Consider the following 16,698-nt stretch of genomic DNA (forward strand, 5'->3'; position numbering starts at 1 on the left):
CGCGATAGTCGAATATTCGTCCCTCGATCAGTTTCTAAGGGTGGACCGTGGTGGGAACCTCAGATACACAGCAGAGCTCGACAGACCAGGCGCAGTCGAAATGGCTGTCCAAATCCGCATCGCAGACCCGCGGGTCGGACAAGAAGGAAGTCCAGTTCCACTACGACATCTCCAATGAGTTCTTCAAGCTCTGGCAGGACCCGTCGCAGACCTACAGCTGCGCCTACTTCGAGAAGGACGACTACACGCTGGAGCAGGCGCAGCTCGCGAAGGTCGACCTGTCACTGGGCAAGCTGGGCCTCAAGCCCGGAATGACGCTGCTCGACATCGGCTGCGGTTGGGGTTCGACGATCCAGCGGGCCGTGGAGAAGTACGACGTCAACGTCATCGGCCTCACGCTGAGCGAGAACCAGAAGCGCCACATCGAGGAGAACCGGTTCGCCAACATCAAGAGCGACCGGAAGATGGAAGTCCGGCTGCAGCCGTGGGAGGAATTCGAGGGCCGGGTCGACCGGATCGTCTCGATCGGCGCATTCGAGCACTTCGGCTTCAACAAGTACGACGACTACTTCAAGAAGACCTTCAACTGGATGCCCGACGACGACGGCGTGATGATGCTACACACGATCATCATTCCCGAGGACGAGGAGATCAAGGCGAAGGGCCTGCCGCTGACGATGTCCCGAGTGAGATTCATCAAGTTCATCATGGACGAGATCTATCCCGGCGGACGTTTGCCACTGGCCTCGATGGTGCGCGAGCACGCAAACAAGGCCGGCTACACGGTCACCCGTGAGCAGCACCTGCAATCGCACTACGTCAAGACGCTCGATACCTGGGCAGCAAACCTGGAGGCGAAGAAGGACGAGGCCATCGAGATCACCTCCGAGGAGATCTACGAGCGCTTCCGCAAATACCTGACCGGCTGTGCCGACCTTTTCCGGGACGGCTACACCGACGTCGCCCAGTTCACGTGCGAGAAGGCGGCTGCTTAGCCGGTTTAGGAAAAGTGCGATATAAAGCTTGGTCGTTACGGGGTCGTCGGGGTCGCGTAGCCGCATAGGAGGCCAAAGGAATATGTCGGATAGTTCGGGGACGACGATGAAGGTGGCGTACGAGGACGTTCAAGCCCACTACGACCTCTCGAACGACTTCTTCGGCCTGTTTCAGGATCCGACGCGGACCTACAGCTGTGCGTTCTACGAGCGTGACGACATGTCCCTCGAGGAGGCCCAGTACGCCAAGATCGACCGGGCGCTGCGCAAGCTCGACCTGCAACCCGGGATGACGCTGCTCGACATCGGCTGCGGCTGGGCTTCGGTGATGAAGCGCGCGATCGAGACCTATGACGTCAACGTGGTCGGGCTGACACTGAGCCGCAACCAGCACGCGCTCGGTCAGCAGATCCTCGATGCTGTCGACACGGAACGCTCCCGGCGGGTGCTGCTCAAGGGCTGGGAGGAGTTCGACGAGCCGGTCGACCGCATCGTGTCCATCGAGGCGTTCGAGGCGTGGCCCAAGACGAAGTACAAGGCGTTCTTCGACACCTGCCACCGCGTCATGCCCGCCGACGGCCGGATGGTGCTGCAGACGATCATGGGCCACCCGCTCAAGCGCTGGCCCGAGTTGGGGATCCCGATCGTGATGTCGGACCTGAAGTTCATGCGGTTCATCGCCAAGGAGATCTTCCCCGGTGGCGCCGTGCCGTGCGACGAGGACGTCTACGAGTTCGCGGGGAATGCCGGCTTCACCGTCGCCGAGTTCGACGACATGACCCCGCACTACGTCCGCACCCTCGACACGTGGGCCGAGAAGCTGGAGGCCGCCAAGGATCAGGCGATCGCGGCGACGTCGCAGGAGGTCTACGACCGCTACATGAAGTACCTGCGCGGCTGCTCGGACTTCTTCTCGCGCAACGTCAGCTACGTCGGACAGTTCACGCTGACCAAATAGCCGCTAGTAGGCGCCGAAAACCAACGAGACGTTGTAGCCGCCGAGCCCGAACGAGTTGGTGACCGCGTAGCGGTAGTCGCCGCGGCGCGGGCTCTCGGCGACCACGTCGAGGTCGATCTGCGGGTCGAGGTCCTTGAGGTTGAGCGTGGGCGGAACGACCCCGTCGCGCAGCGCCTGAGCCGTCAACACGGCCTCGATCGCCCCTGCGGACCCCAGGGAATGCCCTAACGCCGCCTTCGGCGCGTACACCGCGGGCGAATGGTCGCCCAGCGCGTTGCGGATGGCCCTGGCCTCGGCCAGATCCCCGTGCACGGTCCCGGTGGCGTGCGCGTTGATGTGGTCGATGTCGGTGGCCGTCAGGCCGGCCAGTTCGATCGCCCGGGTGATCGCGTCGCTGGCGCGCTCACCGTGGGGATCGGGCTCGGTGAAGTCATAGGCGTCCGAGGTCATGGCCGCGCCCATCAGCCGGGCCAGCGGTTTCGCACCGCGCGCCTTGGCGTGCTCCTCGGTTTCGATGATCATCAACGCGCCGCCCTCGCCGAACACCATGCCGTCGCGGTCCTTGTCGAAGGGTCGGCAGGCGCCTGCGGGGTCGTCGTTGCTGGTCGACAGCAGCCCCTGCAGGCTGAACGCCGCGATCGGCACCGCCTCGATGTGGGTCTCCACCCCGCCGCAGATCACCATGTCGGCCTCGCCGAGGATGAGGTGTCGCCAGCCCTGCGCGATGGCCGCGGCACCCGAGGCGTCGGCCATCACCGGCGAGATGATGCCCGCCTTCGCCTTCCGGTCCAGTCCCACCGCGGCGGCCGCCCCGTTGGGCATGTACATCTGGATGGTCAGCGGCGACACGGCGCGCAGGCCCTTCTGTCGCCAAAGATCGTGCTGGAGCGGGATCTCCTCGGTGCTGCCGAGCGCGAGCCCGACCGACACCGCCAGCCTCCGGGTGTCGACGTCGGGATTGCCTGCTATCTCCCAGAGCCTGCGGCTCAGCACGGTGGACATCTTCTGCATGTATGACGTCCGGCGCCGTTCGACCCGGTCCAGGTGCTCGTCGAGATCCTCGAGGATCGCGCCCCCGATACGGACCGGCGAGTCGAACTCGTCGACGAACCACTTGTCGAGCGCCCGGATGCCGCTTCGACCCTGCTGTAGCAGCTGCCAGGTCTCTTCGGCGTCGGTGGCCAACGCTGTCGTCGAGGCGACAGCGGTTACGACGATGTCGGGAAATCCGTCGCCAGTCCTGAGCGCGGCCATGCCGGATGCTCCTCGTTGGTTCGAATACGTTCGGGTATTACTGAATATTAGGACCCTCCAAAACGATGGACGACTTGTGGCTGAACTCAATGTGCTCGGCGAGCCGCTCCAGCCGTGCAGTTCTGACCCGATGACCGGCTTCTACCGGGACGGGTGCTGCTCGACCGGGCCCGAGGATCTGGGGAGCCACACCATCTGCGCGGTGGTGACGGCGGAGTTCCTCGGGCACCAGCGGTCCATCGGCAACGACCTGTCCACCCCGCGACCGGAGTACCGCTTTCCCGGTCTGCGGCCGGGCGACCGCTGGTGCGTCACCGCGGTGAACTGGTTGAAGGCCTACCAGGACGGCTTCGCCGCGCCGGTGGTGCTGGCGTCGACACATGAACGCACGCTCGAGGTCATCTCGCTCGAAGCCCTGCGCGAACACGCGGTCGACGTGCCCGACGATCTCGGATCGCTCTAGCCACTTCGTGCGGCGATCCGGTCAACGGGACCGCTCGACTCACGCTCGTCGGTACGGCGCGCGATTCGCGGGGAATTCCACTACTCCCCGTTGGGCCGGATTCTTGATCGGCACGTTGACGGGTTCGTCACCGACCGTCAACGCCTGCCCATAGTGGGTGAGTTGAACCGGGTCACCCGATTGGAGTCGATATGTGACTTCAGAAGCGGTCATCTCCACCGACAGGCAACTGCCGCGCCAGAGAATTGTGAACTTCATGCGATTCAGCGCGTTCGGAAGTGCGGGCGCAAAGGTCAACTCCATACCGCGACAACGCATTCCACCGAACCCGGCCACGCAGACGAGCCATGTTCCGGCGAGCGCGGCGATATGCAGACCGCTGGAGACATTGCCGTGCAGATTGTGCAGATCGATGAATGCGGTTTCGACGAGGTAATCGTAAGCGAGCTGCAGGTAGCCGACCTCTGCGGCGATCACCCCCTGCGCGGAAGCCGACAAGGACGAGTCACGGACGGTCAACGCTTCGTAGTACTCGAAGTTGCGGAGCTTCTCTTCCTCGGTGAAGGCGTCACCCCGCAGATACATCGCCAGCGTGAGGTCCGCCTGCTTGATCACCTGAGTGCGATACAGCTCGAAGTACGGATAGTGCAGCAGAAGTGGATAGTCGGTGGCAGACGTCGCGGCATAGTCCCACAGCGCCATCCGGGTGAAGCTCTCCGACTGCTCGTGCACTCCCAGATCGGGATTGAACGGCACCACCATGTTGGACGCCGCGACCCGCCATTGGGCGGTTTCTTCGGCACTGACCCCGAGACTGCGGGCGACCGCCGGGCACCTCTCACACACATCGGCGGCTTCGGTCAGATTGTGCTGCGCCATGAGGTTGGTGAACAGGTTGTTGTCGACCAGCGCCGTGTATTCGTCGGGTCCGGTGACGCCGTCGATGCGGAACTGCCCGGTGGAATCATGGTGGCCCAGGCTCACCCACAGGCGGGCGGTTTCGACGAGAAGTTCCACACCGCAATCGTTTTCGAACTGCTGATCTCCGGTCGCCGCGATGTATTGTGCCGTCGCGTAGGCGATGTCGGCCGTCACGTGGACCGCCGCCGTGCCCGCCGGCCAGTAGCCGGAACATTCTTCACCGTCGATCGTCCGCCACGGAAACATGGCTCCGCTGTGCGCGAGTTCATCAGCGCGCCGTTGAGCCTTCTCCAGTGTCGAATGCCGCCAGCGCAGAGCGGCCGCAGCCGCCTACGGCATGGTGTGGGTCAGCACGGGCAGCACGTAGGTCTCGGTATCCCAGAACGCGTGCCCGCCGTAGCCGGTACCCGTCAGGCCCTTCGCCGATATGGGTCGACTCTCCCCTCGGGCGCCGGCCTGGAGCACTTGAAACAGCGCGAACCGGATCGCGTGTTGGAGTTCTGGATCCCCGTCGATCTCGATGTCTGCGTGGGACCAGAAGGAGTCGAGGTACTCGCGTTGCCGTCTGAGCAGGTTGTCCCATCCGGTCTGCTTTGCCGCCGCAAGTCCGGCGTCCACCTGCGCGCGCAATGCCGGCGTGGAGCGCCTGCTCGACCATCCGTACGCGAGGAACTTCGTCATCCGCAGCACCTGACCCTTGGGCAGGTCGACGGCAACGGTCATCCGCGCGAGGTCTTCTTCGGCCCGAATATCGCATGAGCTTCCCGGGATGTCATCGAGCTGATGATCCATTCCGGCGGCCACACGTAATCCCGAGCGCCTGGTGTGATGAACCAGCACTGCCGACTTGTCGGTCGCCGCAGCGAAATTCGCAATCAGGGGTCGATCCAGTGCCGCCGCCAGCCGAGGGTCGTCACCAGGGGTCGCGACCGCCTCGTTGGCCAGCAGATCGGATTGCACGACCAGTTCCAACATCGAGTCCAGCGGCTCGACCTCGTAGCGGATCGCGGCGACGGCGCGTTGGGCGAAGGAGACCAGCCGCTCCGACTTGACCCGTACGCACCGCCCTGTCTGGGAGGCCCATACGGTGTTGCGGCGCAGTGTGCCCGCGCGGAGATCCAGACTGTATTCGTGTTCGATCACTCTGCCGTAGCGCATGTCCATCGGCGAATCCTGAACGAACAGTTGAATGATCTTCCCGTCGGTCACATTCACGACGGTCTGGCCGTCTTCGGGGTAGCCGTATCCGCCTTCGGCATAGGGCAATTCGTGATTCTCGTAGAACCCGTTCAAGTAGGTACCGGGTGTACCCAGCGGCTCACCCTCGTCGAGGGTTCCACGCAACCCGATGTGGCCGTTCGACAAGGCGAATATCGATTCGATGTCGGGCAACGAGTCGAGCTCAAAGCCGGACCACCGCAATTCCCAGGGAGAAACCCGAAGGTCGGCAGGGGTTGTCATGGCGCCATTATCGTCATCACCCGGCCGTAGCATGACCGGTTCGGGAGTCGATGCAGCTCCGAGGGCCTGGCGGCTCGCGCAATTCGCGGCGCGTTGACGTGATTGTCGGGATAATCGACACATCGTGCATCACGCCGAACTGATCGACCCCGACACCACCGAAGCCGGATCCGAGACGATCGCCGGTCAGCGCCCCACAACCGGCACGAGCCAGACGGTCACATGTCCGACGCCACACTGAGCCTGGTGATCGTCGGCGTCGCCGTCGCATTGTTCATCTGGAACCGGCTTCCGGTCGAGGTGGTCGCGATCGGTGTCGCGTTGACTTTGTACTTCACCGGACTGATCGACACGAGAACACTCTTTAGTGGGTTCGGCGACGCGGTGATCGTGTTCATCGCATCACTGTTCGTCGTCAGCGAGGGTCTGGAGGCGTCCGGGGTCACGGCCTGGGTCAGCGGGACGCTGGCCCGATTGGCGGGACGGGCTTACACCCGGTTGGTGAGCACCGTGTTGGCGCTGGGTGCAGTGGTCAGCGCAATCATCACCGTTAACGGTGCCGCCGCGGCGTTGGTACCGGTCACTACCGCGGTGGCGCGCCGCGCCCGGATCCCACCGTCAAAGGTGTTGATCCCGTTGGCATTCGGCTGTAGCGCGGGAGCGCTGCTGACGCTCGGCGGCAGTCCGGTCAATGTGCTGGTTTACGACGCCTCACGCGCCTATGGGGGGCCCGGGTTCGGCTATTTCGAGTTCGCGCTCGTCGGGGTCCCGCTGGTGCTGGTGACCATCCTGGTGGCTGTGGCTTTCGGCCCTCGGCTTCTGCCCGACCGCGAGTCGACGACCTTGCCCAGCGATTTCAGTGACTACCTACCGCGCATCGTCGACCATTGGGGTTTGGACCGTCGCCTGTTCCGGTTGACGGTCGGTGAGCGGTCGGCAGCGGTCAGAGTGCCGGCGCGCGATCTCGTCGCCGCGCACGGCGCAGGCACCGGCTCGTCAGCCGGTGACCAGCTGACCTTGGTGACCACCCAGACACACGGCGGTCGGATCGCCGACGACCATCACCGGCTGGAACCCGGGGACGTGCTCGTCGTCGAAGGCGATGACGAGATCGTCGCCGCGTTCGCCGACCACGCCGGTTGCTCGATCGAGCACGTGGTGACCCGGCCCGACGACGACCTGCTGGGCCGCGACAGCGGACTCGCGGAGCTGGTGATCCCCCCTCGATCAAACTGGTTGGGCGCAAAGGCTTTTCCCGGACTATCCGTTGCCGGGGTCACCGTTTTGTCGGTGCATCGAATGAACGCCGACGCCGACGCACGTGTCGTCGAGCTGTCCCAAGGTGACACCATCCTGGTGCGTGGCCAATGGTCCGCGATCGACCGGTTGACCGCCTCCGGCATGCTGGTCGTCGATTCGACCGAGGACGTACGGCGGCAGACCGTCGCGCTGGACCGCTCGGCGCCCCGAGCGCTTGCTGTGCTTGCGGCGATGGTCGTTTTGCTCGTGACCGGGATCGTGCCGCCGGCGGGGCGGCCTTGCTGGCTGCACTGGCCATGGTGGCGTTGCGCGTGGTGCGGACAGACCTGGTGTACCGCGCGATCCCGTGGCAGACGATCATCGTCATCGGCGCGCTCATCCCGCTGTCCACGGCGATCCAGACCAGCGGGGCCGCAGAGCAGATCGCCACGCCGATCGTCGACGTGGTGGGAAGCCACAGCCCATATTTACTGCTGAGCCTGCTGTTCGTGCTCACCGCGCTTCTCGGCCAGTTCATCTCGAATGTCGCCACGGTGTTGGTCGTGATACCGATCGCGGTGGCGGCCGCGGTCGACAGCGGTGTCTCGGTACAGGCGACGCTGATTCTGGTGGCGCTCGCAGGAGCGGCATCGTTACTCACTCCGATTGCGACACCGGCCAATATGATCGTGATGCATCCTGGTGGTTATCGTTTCAGCGACTACTGGCGGCTCGGCATTGTCACGATGATGGCGTGGTTCGTGGTCGCGATGGTGGTGATCCCGTTGTGGTGGCCACTTGGGTGACGAATCTGCCCGAACCGTCGCGCGCGACGCGACATCGTCGAACTATGGAGCTATGACGGAGTCATTGAGGGGACGGTCCACTAAGGTCAGCATCGTCGGTATGGGCGGTGTCGGTACCGCGATCGCCTATGCCTGCCTGATTCGCGGATCTGCGGGATCTCTGAGCCTCTACGACATCGACGCCAAGAAGCTCCGCGCCGAAGTGCTCGATCTGAACCACGGCAGCCAATTCGTTCCGCACTGCCCGATCAACGGTTCTGACGACGTCGGCGTCACCGCCGGTTCCAAGGTCGTGATCGTCACGGCCGGCGCCAAACAGCATGAGGGCCAGAGCCGGCTGGACCTCGCGACCAGCAATGTAGCGATGGCCCAGGCGTTGACCCCGCAACTGCTCGAGCACTCGCCCGACGCGATCATCATCTTGGTCACCAATCCGGTCGACATCGTCACCTATGCGGCGGTTCGTTCAGTCGACATCCCCTCGGGACGGATCTTCGGATCCGGGACCGTGTTGGATTCCAGCAGGTTTCGCTATCTCATTGCCGAGCGCGCCGATCTGGCCATCGCCAATGTGCACGGATACATCGTCGGCGAACACGGCGACTCGCAGATCTCGTTGTGGTCGACCGTGTCGATCGGCGGTGTGCCTGCCGAGCATTTCCGCATCGGCGGCGCGGCGGTGTTCGACGAAGCCACGCGCAACCAGATCTCGGCGGACGTCGTCAACGCCGCCTACGAGATCATCGCCGGAAAGGGCGCGACCAGCCTGGCCATCGGGTTGTCGACCGCGCGAATCGTCGAGGCGATCCTGGGTGACCAGCACCGCGTGCTGCCGGTGTCGACCGTGCAGAACGGCGTATACGGGATCAGCGATGTGTGCCTGTCACTGCCGACGGTCGTGACCGCCGCGGGCGCCGGTCAGGTACTCGAGCTGTCCCTCTCGGAGCCCGAACTCGCGGGCCTGCGGGCGTCTGCGGCAACCCTGAAGCAGGCGCAGACGTCGCTGGGTCTGTAGTCACATCGGAAGTGGAGGCGAAGATCGACAACCGACGAAGCGGTCTGCCCGATCTCGACGCGCTGGTCGACGCGACACCCGCCAGCCGCGATCGAGTCGTCGACTTCTTACGGGCGGCGAGCATCTGCGTCGTCGTCCTGTGGCATTGGTCGCTTTCGATCACCCACTGGGACGGCGACTATGCGCTCGTCATGCCCAATCCGATCGGCTACGTACCGGGCAAATGGATGGCGACGTGGGTGCTGCAGGTGATGCCCGTGTTCTTCTTCGTCGGCGGCTACGCCAACCTCGCGGGTTGGGAGGCGGTCACCCGGGCGGGCGGCGGTGCGGCGAAGTTCCTCGGGGCGCGGATGCGACGGCTGCTGACACCACTCGTACCGTTCCTGGCGGTCTGGCTGGTCTTCGATCTCATCGTGCAGGCCACCGGTCGGCGCGGTGTACTCGAGTGGGGCATCGTCGTGTTCGTCCCCTTGTGGTTCATCGGCGTCTACGCCGGGGTCGTCGCCGCCGTACCGCTGACGGCCCGCCTGCATCAGGCTTGGGGCTGGCGGGTATTGGCGGTCCTGGCCGCGCTGGTCCTCGGTTGCGATTTCCTGCGGCTCGGCCTGGATTGGGGCGGGCCGGCCCCGGGCCTGGTCGGTTCGGCCTGCGTATGGCTGTTCTGCCACCAGCTCGGCTACTTCTGGCGGGACGGAACGCTGATTGCCGGCGGCCGCCGACTCGCAGCCGCGGTGGCCGCTGCGGGTTTCACCGGACTGGTCGTCCTGACCACGTTCGGGCCCTACTCGCGGTCGATGGTCGCCGTGCAGGGCGAGGACACCAGCAACATGTTCCCGACAACGGCACCGATCGCGGCGCTCGCCACCTTCCAGCTCGGGCTGGTGATGCTCGGCCGGCCTCGGCTCAACGCCTGGCTGCAGCGCCGCGGACCCTGGCGGGCGGTGGTGGCGGCCAACGGCGTGACCATGCCCGTCTTCACCTGGCACATGACCGCGCTCGTGGTGTTCTTGTGGCTATATGAGCGAGCGGGATTCGTATTGTCGAGCGAGCCGACTGCGGCGTGGTGGCTCACCCGGCCCGTGTGGATCGTGGGCCCGGCCTTGGTGCTCGCCGTGATCTTGGCCGTGCTTGCTGGGAGTCGACTCACCGTCCGCCGGTGGTTCTTTCGCGATCGGCAGGTGTGAGCGTGACCAAGGCCGCGCCGACGGTGAACAGCGTCAGCCACTGGGTCCACGGCATCTCCTCGAGCACGTTGAGCATGCCGAACTCGCCGTCGGAATAGGTGGCGTTGGCCACGAGCCAATGCCCCACCACGACAAGGCCTATCGCCGACACTCGGTAGAAGTCCACCGACAGGTCGCGCTCTCCCATACCCGCCTCCGGTTCGGTCGGCTCAGCCTCGCATGACGAGGGCGAGGTCACGGTTGTCCATCCAGCGCTGCTCGGCGGGCCGCTGTGCGTTCTCCTCGATCAGCGTCGGGTAACTAGTGAGGTCGGTGAATCGCAGTGTGCCGGATTGGAATCCGATCATGGCGCTGGCCCGCCCGCCGGCTTCGAGCTGCTCGGAGAGGAATTCCATACAGCGTGCGGTCATGATGGTTGTCTGTATCCGGTCGAACGGCGAGGGGTTGCCACCTTCCTGGGCGTGGCCGAGGGTTTCCGCCCGGGCGTCGAACAGGCCTCCGCCTTCCTTTTGGAACAGCGACGTGATGAACTCCGTGGTGTAGACGCGATCGGAACCTTCGCTGCGGACAATCAAACCAACCCTCTTACCACCTCGGAACCTGGCCGTGAGGGCGTGGACATCGGCGGTGAGGCCGTCCAGTGTGATGCCGTCTTCCGGTAGGTAGATCCGGTCGGCGCCGGTGGCCAACCCGCCGACCAGAGCGAGAAACCCGCAGTCGTGGCCCATCACTTCGACTACGAAGACTCGCCGGGTAGCGACCGCTGACCGCCGTATCTTGTCGACATCGGCGACAATGCTGTTGAGCGCCGTGTCGCTGCCGATGCTCAACTCGGTTCCGGGCACATCGTTGTTGATGGTCATCGGCATACACACGATCGGGATGTCGAGAGCAGGGTATTCGTCCCGGTGCCGCTGCAGCTCGTACGCGGCCCGGTAGCCGGCCCACCCGCCGGCCACGAGGAGCCCGTTGATTCGTTGGGCCGCAATCTGTTCGGCGATCTGAGCGATGGCACCGGCCCCGGGAACGTAGCGATTGGTGCCGATCTCGGCGCCTCCCTCCGACACCCAGCCGCTGACGTCCATCCAGCCCATCTCGTGAACGTCACCGTCGCGTAGTCCAACAAATCCGTTGTTGGCCGCAAGGATCGTGTAACCCCGGTCGAGACCGATCCGAACGGCGACGCGCACGGCAGCGTTCATCCCAGGCGCCGGTCCGCCGCCGTGTACCACCGCGATCCGACAGCCTCGGTCCGGGTCGTTTCGCGGCGCGGCCTGCTGGATCGTCTGCAGAATCCGGTATGACTCTCCGAAACTCCCGCCGCGCAGCTTCATCGTGCCGTCGTAGTCATGTGACTTCACGCGTTCGGCAACCTCTTGCGTGCGCGCGACGCATTCCATCAGCGGCGAGGTGATCACCCGGTTCCCCTGCAACCCGATCAGCTGGGCGGGTCCGTGTGGCTCGTCGGCGAACAGCCGTTCCACAGCGCGATAGCCGAACTGCGTGGCCAGGTATCGGTCGAAAGCGCTTGGTACGCCGCCACGTTGCACATGCCCCAGCACGGTGACTCTGACGTCCTCACCGAGCTCGTCCTCCAGCAGCGTCCGAACCTGCTCCGCGGTGATCGGAATGCCGTCCCGGTCGCGCGCACCCTCTGCGACCACGACCACGCTGTGGCGACGACCGATGGAGCGGCCGGCCTTGATGTCCCGACACATCTGCGCACGCCAGTCCGCGCTCGGCGGGTGCTCCGGGATGAGGACCCAACTCGCCGCCGTGGCCAGCGATGACATCAGCGCGAGGTAGCCGCAATTGCGTCCCATCACTTCGACCACGAATGTGCGCTGGTGGCTGGCCGCCGTGCTGTGCAGGGCGTCCAATGCGTCGATGATCCGGTGCAAGGCGGTGTCAGCGCCGACCGTCATGTCGGTGCCCGACATGTCGTTGTCGATCGATCCAACCAGACCAGCAAGCCTCAGGAAGGGATGTTGGTCGGCCGTGTCCTGCGTAATAGTCCCGGCATCAACCAGTTCAGCGAGCAGCTCGGCCCACTCCTGACGGAACAGGTTGGCGCCGGCAAGACTTCCGTCGCCGCCGATCACCACGAGCGCGTCGATTCCGCGCTCGACCATGTTGCGGGCGGCCTCGCGGCGGCCTTCGCGGGTCCTGAACCGCTTCGATCGAGCGGTCCCGATGACGGTGCCGCCCAGGTGCAAAATCCCATCGGCGGCAGACGGTTCCATGCGCCGAATGAGGTCACCGCCGGTGACGAGGCCGTGATATCCCTCATGAACAGCGAACACGTCGATGCCCCGGTGGGCAGCGGTGAGGACGACCGCGCGCACAGCCGCGTTCATGCCAGCAGCGTCACCGCCGCTGGTCAGGACGGCGATACTCGATGGTGCAGACTTGACTTCAGACATCTCGTCGGCCTCCGTGCCGCTCGCGGATGAACACTCCGTTGGCTGTCCTGATCATCGCGTATTGCGGCAGGCGACGCGGTCGGGGGGGAAAGGCACAACCCCGATGGTGCCCCCGCACCCAGTGCTTCGTCGCCATGATGCGAATCTTCGCTCCCGGAAAATTGCGGCAGGGGCATACCCCGGTTTGCGCAGCGGCGACCTGAGCGGCCTTTAGCGCGCATTCCGGTCGGCGATCGCTCGATTCGTCATACCGTGAGCGGATGACAGATCAGATACCCGCAGTGAGCACCGGGCATCCGCCCGGCGCACTGATGCGCGTTCTCAACCCGTCGCTGCGGTTCCTGTTGCGTACTCCGCTGGCCGGCCCGTTGGGTAATCAGTTCATGGTGCTGAACTTCAGAGGCCGAAAATCCGGGCGGCAGTTCTCGATCCCGGTGAGCGCGCACCACATCGACGGCGGACTCTACGCGATAGCCAACACGGTGTGGAAGAACAATTTCCGGGACGGCGCGGACGCGGAGGTGGTGCACAGAGACACGGCGCGGAAGATGCGTGGCGACCTCATCACCGATCCGGGGGTGGTGGCCGATTTGGCGCAGCGGCTCGCACAGTCTTACGGCCCCAGGCGTGCGCAGACGACCATGGGCCTGAAGTTTCGCGACGGAGGCATTCCGTCGGTCGAGGATTTCGCAGAGGCGGTGCGGCGGGAAGGTATCGCTGCAGTGCGGTTCAGCCCCGCATGACCGAAATGTCTGCCGTTCGCCCCCCGGTCAGGCGGCGTCGACCGAAAGGCTCTGCTCGAAGGCGAACACGTTCTGAGGATCGTATTTCGCCTTGATCGCGCGCAACCGCCCCACATTGTCGCCCCAGTACGCCGATTCCCATCCAGGCATACCGGCATTCGGGACATTGACGTAGGCGCCACTTACGTACGGCGTCAGTGCTTCCGCGAACTCGGCGCACCACGTCAGGCACCCGTCTGTCAGCGGATCGTCGGAGGCCGAGACCCCGCCGCGGACACCCCACCCCGCACCGGGTTCGGCGTAGAACAGCGCATCGCGGTGCGCGAACGCGGAACCACCGGACGGCTCACTTGTCCGCACTGCGCCACCGAAGGCATTGGTGAAATAGTTGCAGTCCGGTGTCGGAGCCCTCGACATGAACGATGCGACGAGGTCGATGGCTTCCGGCGGATACGGCTCATAGATGAACTGCGACAGGAACTTCCAGTTCGCGGCTTCGTCGGCGGGTGGTATCTGGAAGCCAGCGTAGACATCCGCCCACCGCGCGTCGGCGGTCGAGATGTGCGGCTTGCCGACAGTGAGGATCGGCGCCAGCATCTGCTTGGCATCGGCCTCGGACCCGTCGGTCAGTACCGCGACCATCACGATCTCCTCGCGGCGGATCTCCAACTGGCTGGTGAGCCGATCGTCGACGTGTGGGGCGCTGTGCTGCCATGCGTCGAAGACCGGCGGAAGCTGCCCGAGCCCCGACCACGTCGCCACGACATGGATGGCTTGCGTCAAGGGATGGATGCGGTAGGTCAGCGATGTGACAATGCCGAAATTGCCGTTGCCGGCGCCGCGTAATGCCCACAACAGATCGGGGTTGTTCTGCTCGTCGGTGATGATCGCCGTCGCGCCGTCGTCGCCCGAAGCCACGACGACCTCCGCCGCGAGCAGATTGTCGGACGCCATACCGTATCGGCGGGTGAGCAGACCGAAGCCGCCGCCGAGGGTCGCACCGACAAGCCCGACGGTACCTTCGGTTCCCGTCGGCGCGGCGAAACCGGTCGCGCCGAGCGCTGTGACCGTTTCCAACTGAGTGAGTCCGGCGCCGACGGTGGCAACCTGTGAGGCCGCGTCGATGGCGGTCGACTTCATCCGGCTCACATCGATCACCAGGCCGTGGTCGACAGCCGACCAGCCCTCCAGGCTGTGCCGTCCGCTACGTACCCGCAGGGGCAGACCGTTGCGTCGTGCCCATGCCACGGCGTTGACCACATCCTGTGTGCCCGTGCAGAACACGACCGCATCGGGTTGCGGAGAGAACAGGTGGTTGTAGCCGAGTCGCGCCGCGTCGTAGCCCAAATCTCCCGGCCGCACAACGTCTCCCGTCAGCGTTTCGGTCGACCCTTCAGTGCTTGAAGACATTGAGTTCTCCGGGTTCGGTCTCCAGGACGTCGCGGCTGAACATGCGCAGCTTGACGAAGTACAACCCACCGAGGACGAACAACCCGCCCACGATCACCGTCAGAACGGGCGCCGAGGGAGTGTTTGAGCTCCGGTTCGTAGCCGCAGTCCTCACAAATTCGTCGGCAAGTTCGTCGTCCGGTGCGACCGCTGTCATGAATCGACCTTCCGAAGGCTGAGGACAGTGAAACGAACGTACCGACCGGCCGCGAAGATAAGCGCGGAATTGACGTCTATGGAATATTCGGTGCCCTACTGTTCATCTAGTGCAGGAGGGGCGGATGACCACAGAGGACGTCGTGCATGGTCGGTCCGCCGATGACGAGTCTCGGGAATGCGGCTATACGCCCGAACTGAAGCGGAGCCTCGGCTCGTTTCAGGTGTTCGCGATCTCGTTCGCGTTCATCTCGGTCGCCGTCGGTGTCTTCGCCAGTTATGGTGCTGTCCTTCAGAGTTCGGGACCCGTCGGCATCTGGCTGTGGTTGGTTGCGGCGGTCGGGCAGACGCTCGTAGCTTTGGTGGTCGCGCAGTTCGCCGCCCGCATCGCGCTCAGCGGGTCCTCCTATCAGTGGGCATCGAGATTGGCCAACCCGAAGGTCGGTTGGTTCTTCGGGTGGTTGACGTTCTGGTTTCTGGCCATCGGAGTGGTGGCGATGGACAACGCGCTCGCCAGTCAAGCGCTGATGCCGCTGCTGGGCATCGCACCGGATGAGGATGTCGCCCGGCTGATCACGCTGGCGCTGCTGGCGATGCAAACGGTGCTCGTCATCGCATCGACCCGACTGCTCGGCGTGGTCACTTCGACCGCGGTCGCACTCGAGTTGACGATCGTCGTCGTGCTGGTGATCGTCCTGGGGGCGGTGATGGTGCACAGCGGCAGCGGAACCGTCGACAATGTCGTCTCGCGGGGTGTCGCCGCCGGCGCATCCGACTACTTCGCGATCGGTGGCGGCTTGATGGCGGGGATGGTGATGGGACTGGTGACGCTGGTCGGATTCGACTCGGCGGCCAATCTGGCCGAGGAGGCCAAGGATCCGTACCGCAGTGTCCCCCGGGCGATCGTCTCCTCGGTGATCGCGTCGGCTGTCCTGGGCTTCATCTTCATCTTCATTCTCACCGTCGCGATCAAGAGCATCCCCGAGGTCAGCACCAGCGAATCGCCCGTCGCCATGATCATTCGCGGTCAGCTGGGGCCCGTCACGGAGCGAATCCTGTTGTCGGGTATCGCGTTCGCGATGTTCGGTGCGGCGATGGTGATGCTGGCCTCGTGCTCACGCATCGTTTTCGCCATGGCACGCGATTCACGCTTTCCCGGCTATACCCTGTTCCGGCGGGTCAACCAGCGCACCCGTACACCGATTCCCGCGACCGTGTTGATGTTCGTCGTGGGTGTCGTCCTCATGGTGGCGCTGCCCGGTCAGGCCCTTCTGCAGCTGATTGTCGGGTCGACGATCCTGCCGGCGCTGATCTATGGGGCCATCACGGTGCTGTACCTGTCGGTGCGAAAGCGGCTGGGCCGCAAGGAAGGTGCGTTCGGGCTGGGCCGTTTCGAGGTGCCCGTGGCGATCGCCGCCCTCGTCTGGGTGGCTTTCTCGTTGGTCGCGCTGATGTCACCCTCGGACTCCCTGGTCCCCGACCTGATCGTCCTCGGCGTCGTGTCGGCGGGCGGGCTGTACTTCGCCAAGATGTTGATCTTCAACCGTGAGGTACTCGAGACCGAGCCTGGAGATCCTGACGCGTTCTGAGTGGGAACCGCCCAGCTGGAAACCGGTGCGCGGATCGTGTCC

13 protein-coding genes and 2 pseudogenes are annotated in these 16,698 nt (G+C 64.6%); 9 read left to right on the forward strand and 6 right to left on the reverse strand.

Features of this window, described 5'->3' with window-relative positions; translation table 11 throughout:
• The first annotated feature begins 47 nt into the window (after positions 1 to 47).
• Together AU072_RS28455 and AU072_RS12420 are read left to right on the forward strand one after the other, a co-directional pair.
• Complete coding sequence (locus tag AU072_RS28455) at positions 48 to 995, forward strand: cyclopropane mycolic acid synthase family methyltransferase (protein WP_064414101.1); 948 nt, start codon at positions 48 to 50, stop codon at positions 993 to 995.
• Between the two features lie 82 nt (positions 996 to 1,077).
• Entirely contained in the window at positions 1,078 to 1,953 is an 876-nt protein-coding gene (locus AU072_RS12420; protein ID WP_165595615.1) for a cyclopropane mycolic acid synthase family methyltransferase, read from the forward strand.
• Positions 1,954 to 1,956: 3 nt separating this feature from the next.
• Here AU072_RS12420 and AU072_RS12415 read toward each other — a convergent pair whose 3' ends face one another.
• Entirely contained in the window at positions 1,957 to 3,207 is a 1,251-nt protein-coding gene (locus tag AU072_RS12415; RefSeq protein ID WP_064414099.1) for a KasA/KasB family beta-ketoacyl-ACP synthase, read from the reverse strand.
• A gap of 76 nt (positions 3,208 to 3,283) precedes the next feature.
• Here AU072_RS12415 and AU072_RS12410 point away from each other — a divergent pair, with 76 nt between their 5' ends.
• On the forward strand, positions 3,284 to 3,670 hold the full coding sequence (locus AU072_RS12410) for a DUF2237 family protein (protein WP_064414098.1): 387 nt from the start codon (positions 3,284 to 3,286) through the stop codon (positions 3,668 to 3,670).
• A gap of 39 nt (positions 3,671 to 3,709) precedes the next feature.
• Here the strand turns inward: AU072_RS12410 and AU072_RS12405 are convergent.
• A pseudogene (locus AU072_RS12405) lies at positions 3,710 to 6,052 on the reverse strand (glycoside hydrolase family 65 protein).
• Positions 6,053 to 6,274: 222 nt separating this feature from the next.
• Between AU072_RS12405 and AU072_RS28990 the strand changes: the two are divergent.
• The 4 genes and pseudogenes from AU072_RS28990 to AU072_RS12390 all read left to right on the forward strand — a co-directional run.
• Positions 6,275 to 6,802, forward strand: a pseudogene (locus AU072_RS28990) (SLC13 family permease); the annotation flags it as partial.
• Positions 6,803 to 7,608: 806 nt separating this feature from the next.
• The gene (locus tag AU072_RS28580) at positions 7,609 to 8,097 is read left to right on the forward strand and encodes an SLC13 family permease (RefSeq protein ID WP_235629918.1); all 489 of its coding nucleotides are present in this window, start codon (positions 7,609 to 7,611) and stop codon (positions 8,095 to 8,097) included.
• A 52-nt stretch (positions 8,098 to 8,149) separates the two neighbouring features.
• Entirely contained in the window at positions 8,150 to 9,112 is a 963-nt protein-coding gene (locus AU072_RS12395) for an L-lactate dehydrogenase (protein ID WP_064414097.1), read from the forward strand.
• Between the two features lie 11 nt (positions 9,113 to 9,123).
• Positions 9,124 to 10,296, forward strand: a complete 1,173-nt coding sequence (locus AU072_RS12390) for an acyltransferase family protein (protein ID WP_064414096.1) — start codon at positions 9,124 to 9,126, stop codon at positions 10,294 to 10,296.
• Here AU072_RS12390 and AU072_RS12385 read toward each other — a convergent pair.
• Positions 10,256 to 10,534, reverse strand: a complete 279-nt coding sequence (locus AU072_RS12385) for a hypothetical protein (protein ID WP_133147283.1) — start codon at positions 10,532 to 10,534, stop codon at positions 10,256 to 10,258. The genes AU072_RS12390 and AU072_RS12385 overlap by 41 nt on opposite strands.
• The gene (locus AU072_RS12380; RefSeq protein ID WP_064414094.1) at positions 10,506 to 12,719 is read right to left on the reverse strand and encodes a 6-phosphofructokinase; all 2,214 of its coding nucleotides are present in this window, start codon (positions 12,717 to 12,719) and stop codon (positions 10,506 to 10,508) included. The genes AU072_RS12385 and AU072_RS12380 overlap by 29 nt, the downstream gene beginning before the upstream one ends.
• A 260-nt stretch (positions 12,720 to 12,979) precedes the next feature.
• Between AU072_RS12380 and AU072_RS12375 the strand changes: the two genes are divergently transcribed.
• Positions 12,980 to 13,462 carry a hypothetical protein gene (locus AU072_RS12375; protein ID WP_064414093.1) on the forward strand — a complete coding sequence of 161 codons (483 nt, stop codon included), beginning with the start codon at positions 12,980 to 12,982 and terminating at the stop codon, positions 13,460 to 13,462.
• A 27-nt stretch (positions 13,463 to 13,489) separates the two neighbouring features.
• On the opposite strand, the gene AU072_RS12370 is transcribed toward AU072_RS12375, so the two are convergent.
• Positions 13,490 to 14,872: an FAD-binding oxidoreductase gene (locus AU072_RS12370; protein ID WP_064414092.1), complete on the reverse strand. Its 1,383-nt coding sequence runs from the start codon at positions 14,870 to 14,872 to the stop codon at positions 13,490 to 13,492.
• A complete protein-coding gene (locus tag AU072_RS12365) occupies positions 14,856 to 15,068 on the reverse strand; it encodes a hypothetical protein (RefSeq protein ID WP_064414091.1) in 213 nt (70 codons plus the stop codon). The genes AU072_RS12370 and AU072_RS12365 overlap by 17 nt, the downstream gene beginning before the upstream one ends.
• A gap of 124 nt (positions 15,069 to 15,192) precedes the next feature.
• Between AU072_RS12365 and AU072_RS12360 the strand changes: the two genes are divergently transcribed.
• Complete coding sequence (locus AU072_RS12360) at positions 15,193 to 16,656, forward strand: amino acid permease (RefSeq protein WP_064414090.1); 1,464 nt, start codon at positions 15,193 to 15,195, stop codon at positions 16,654 to 16,656.
• The last annotated feature ends 42 nt before the right edge of the window (positions 16,657 to 16,698 follow it).

Origin of the sequence: Mycolicibacterium novocastrense, from assembly GCF_001499835.1 — a bacterium.
GTDB lineage: Bacteria > Actinomycetota > Actinomycetes > Mycobacteriales > Mycobacteriaceae > Mycobacterium > Mycobacterium novocastrense.

Excerpts from the sequence above, each read along its gene's own strand:
- AU072_RS12420 (WP_165595615.1), top strand. The coding sequence starts at position 1,078 with ATGTCGGATAGTTCGGGGACGACGATGAAGGTGGCGTACGAGGACGTT.
- AU072_RS12415 (WP_064414099.1), bottom strand. The coding sequence starts at position 3,207 with ATGGCCGCGCTCAGGACTGGCGACGGATTTCCCGACATCGTCGTAACC.
- AU072_RS28580 (WP_235629918.1), top strand. The coding sequence starts at position 7,609 with ATGGTGGCGTTGCGCGTGGTGCGGACAGACCTGGTGTACCGCGCGATC.
- AU072_RS12395 (WP_064414097.1), top strand. The coding sequence starts at position 8,150 with ATGACGGAGTCATTGAGGGGACGGTCCACTAAGGTCAGCATCGTCGGT.
- AU072_RS12380 (WP_064414094.1), bottom strand. The coding sequence starts at position 12,719 with ATGTCTGAAGTCAAGTCTGCACCATCGAGTATCGCCGTCCTGACCAGC.
- AU072_RS12375 (WP_064414093.1), top strand. The coding sequence starts at position 12,980 with ATGACAGATCAGATACCCGCAGTGAGCACCGGGCATCCGCCCGGCGCA.
- AU072_RS12370 (WP_064414092.1), bottom strand. The coding sequence starts at position 14,872 with ATGTCTTCAAGCACTGAAGGGTCGACCGAAACGCTGACGGGAGACGTT.
- AU072_RS12365 (WP_064414091.1), bottom strand. The coding sequence starts at position 15,068 with ATGACAGCGGTCGCACCGGACGACGAACTTGCCGACGAATTTGTGAGG.
- AU072_RS12360 (WP_064414090.1), top strand. The coding sequence starts at position 15,193 with ATGACCACAGAGGACGTCGTGCATGGTCGGTCCGCCGATGACGAGTCT.